This window comes from Kitasatospora sp. MBT63, assembly GCF_000710465.2.
In the GTDB taxonomy this organism is placed as follows: domain Bacteria; phylum Actinomycetota; class Actinomycetes; order Streptomycetales; family Streptomycetaceae; genus Kitasatospora.
This window is the reverse complement of record NZ_JAIZ01000583.1, coordinates 8498-11215: the sequence shown is the minus strand read 5'-3', so window position 1 is coordinate 11215 and position 2718 is coordinate 8498. Positions and strand designations below refer to the sequence as shown.

Below are 2718 nucleotides of genomic sequence, written 5' to 3'. Positions count from 1 at the left end.
GTGACGACCGTTCGGGTGGCCGCTCCTTCGGCGGTGACCGCGACAACCGTTCGGGTGGCGCGGGCGGCTTCAACCGTGACCGCGACGACCGCGGCGGCCGTTCCTTCGGCAGCGACCGTCCGGCCCGCTCCTTCTCGGACCGCCCGTCCTTCGGTGACCGCGACCGCAGCGCCGGCAGCAGCCGTCCGTTCGCCCGCCGCGACGACCACCGTTCCGGTGGCCGCCCGCAGGGCTTCAACCGTGACGACCGTTCGGGTGGCCGCTCCTTCGGCGGTGACCGTGACAACCGTTCGGGTGGCTTCAACCGGGACAACCGTTCCGGTGGCTTCAACCGTGACGACCGTTCGGGTGGCCGCTCCTTCGGTGGCGACCGCGACAACCGTTCGGGTGGCTTCAACGGCGGCGACCGCAAGCCCCGCTGGAAGAGCTGACACCTGAGAGCTTGATCTAGAGCGGCCTGGGGCCGGTCCACCACGGTGGACCGGCCCCAGGCCTTTCTGCGTCCCTGTGCGCCGCTCCGGACCTGGATATGCTCGAATTGAGAACAACTCGGTGGCGCGGTGGGCCCGGCTCGCGTACGGTCGCCGCCATGAGCAGCAGAATGCATCAAGTGGCGGTCGAGAACGAGGAGATCGCCGAGCGGGGGAGCTACCGGGTGCGGTCCGGTGCCTCGGTGGAGATCGCCGGCCTGCTGGCGACGGCCCGGGCCGGCACCGTCTCGTACGGCCCGGCCGAGTCACTGCGAGGTGGCCCGCGCGGCCCGCTGCGCGGACAGCCCGAGGTGACCTCCGAGGGCAGCATGCAGGCGGCACGACGGCTGGCCGAGGCCGGCGGCGACCGGGTCGCGGTGCTCAACTTCGCCTCCGCGCGCAACCCGGGCGGAGGCTATCTGCGCGGTGCCAAGGCCCAGGAGGAGGACCTCTGCCGGTCGGCGCTGCTGTACCGGTGCCTGCTGGAGGCGCCCGACTACTACGAGGCTCACCGCGCCTCCCCGGACCTGCGCTACAGCGACCGGGTCATTTGGTCGCCGCAGGTGCCGGTGATCCGCGACGGGCGCGGCGACCTGCTCGCGGAGCCGTACACCGTCTCGTTCCTCACCTCGCCGGCCCCCAACGCCGGGCAGCTGGCGCTCCGTTCGCCGGACCGGCCGGTGGACGTCCGGGACCTGCTGGCGGTCCGGGCCGCGCGGGTCCTGGCGGTCGCGGCGCAGCACGGGGTACGGGAGCTGGTGCTGGGGGCGTGGGGGTGCGGGGTGTTCCGCAACGACCCGGCGGTGGTCGCCGAGGCGTTCGAGACGGCGCTGACCGAGCACGGGGCCGCCTTCGACCGGGTGGTCTTCGCGGTCTGGGACCGTACCCCGGTGTCGGCGAACCGGGCGGCGTTCGAGCGGCGGTTCGGCGGGGCGTAGGACCACGGCGGGGTGTAGGACCGCGGCGGTCCGCGGCGCACCGCCGGCGCCGGGCCGGTCGGTCGGCCGGTCGCGGGGGCCGGTTTGGGGTGGTCGGGGGCAGGGGTCTCGGTCAGCTGCCGGCGGCGAGCAGGGAGGCGGCGGCGACCACGCCCGTCACGGCGAACACGGACGGCCAGGCGCCGATCCTCTTGGCCAGGGGGTGTGAGCCGCCGAACGCGGCGACGTACAGACCGGTCAGCGCGGCGGCCGTCGGCGTCCCCGCGGCCCGCTGCCAGCGCACCGCGGCCGTCGCCCCGGCGGCGGCCAGCACCACGCCGCCCAACTCCCGCCGCCCGGACCAGCGGGCGGCGCCGTAGCCGCCGATCAGACCCGCCGACGCGACGGCCGCGGTGGGGATGTTCGCCATGGTGCACTCCTCGTTGCTGCTGGTCCGGGGGCTTGCGGCCGGGACGTCCGTCCCGGGGCCCTCCTCCCGAGGACAACTCCCGGGCGGCGGCCGCCGTTCCGGTCGTTGCTGCGTCCGGAAATTTCCGCTCGGCCACGGCCCCCGTCGTCCATACTCACTCGCGTGACCACCGAAGCCGCCGCCTACGACGACCGCCCGGCCGAGGCCGATCTGCGGGTCAGCCCGCTGGAGCTGTTCTTCGACCTCGTCTTCGTCTTCACCATCACCCAGCTCAGCGACAGCCTGGCCCACCACCTGACCGTGGCCGGCCTGGCGAGGGTGCTGGTGATGCTGGCGGTGATCTGGTGGATGTACGACGCCTTCATCTGGCTGACCAACGCCATGCCACCCACCACCCACCCGCGGCGCGGCCTGCTGCTGCTCGGCATGACCGGCTTCCTGGTGATCTCGCTGACCGTCCCGCACGCCTTCGAGGGCAGCGGGGTGGCCTTCGGCCTGGCGTACGTCCTGGTGATCGCGGTGCACACGGGGATGTTCGCGGGGGCGGACGTGCCGCTGCGTTCGGTGCTGCGGATGGGCGGGCTGAACCTGGTCAACGCGGCGCTGGTGGTCACCGGCGGACTGCTGGAGGGAACGGCCCAACTCCTCCTGTGGGGAGCCTCGGTGGCGGTCCAGTTCGCGATCCCGTACCTGGTCGACCTGCCGCAGTTCCAGCTCAGGGCCGGGCACTTCGTCGAACGGCACGGACTGGTGATGATCGTCGCGTTCGGGGAGTCCGTGATCGCCATCGGTGTGGGGGCCGGCGACGAGCGGCTCTCGGTGGCGCTGGTCGGTGCGGCGGCGCTGGCGCTCGGGGTGTGCGTCGCGCTCTGGTGGGCCTACTTCGGCCACGACGACGACG

At 73.4% G+C, this 2718-nt stretch carries 3 protein-coding genes and 1 pseudogene; 3 read left to right on the top strand and 1 reads right to left on the bottom strand.

What is annotated here, in order from left to right; genetic code table 11:
• Both AA75_RS30745 and AA75_RS30740 read left to right on the top strand, forming a co-directional pair.
• A pseudogene (locus AA75_RS30745) lies at positions 1 to 431 on the top strand (RNA helicase); the annotation flags it as partial.
• Between the two features lie 158 nt (positions 432 to 589).
• A complete protein-coding gene (locus AA75_RS30740; RefSeq protein WP_033823588.1) occupies positions 590 to 1408 on the top strand; it encodes a TIGR02452 family protein in 819 nt (272 codons plus the stop codon).
• A gap of 112 nt (positions 1409 to 1520) precedes the next feature.
• On the opposite strand, the gene AA75_RS30735 is transcribed toward AA75_RS30740, so the two are convergent.
• Positions 1521 to 1817 carry a hypothetical protein gene (locus AA75_RS30735; RefSeq protein WP_033823587.1) on the bottom strand — a complete coding sequence of 99 codons (297 nt, stop codon included), beginning with the start codon at positions 1815 to 1817 and terminating at the stop codon, positions 1521 to 1523.
• A gap of 162 nt (positions 1818 to 1979) precedes the next feature.
• Here AA75_RS30735 and AA75_RS49990 point away from each other — a divergent pair.
• A partial coding sequence (locus AA75_RS49990; protein WP_199520451.1) for a low temperature requirement protein A occupies positions 1980 to 2718 on the top strand: 739 nt, incomplete at its 3' end.

What these genes read in the sequence shown, in the direction of transcription:
- AA75_RS30740 (WP_033823588.1), top strand. Translation starts at nt 590, where the DNA reads ATGAGCAGCAGAATGCATCAAGTGGCGGTCGAGAACGAGGAGATCGCC.
- AA75_RS30735 (WP_033823587.1), bottom strand. Translation starts at nt 1,817, where the DNA reads ATGGCGAACATCCCCACCGCGGCCGTCGCGTCGGCGGGTCTGATCGGC.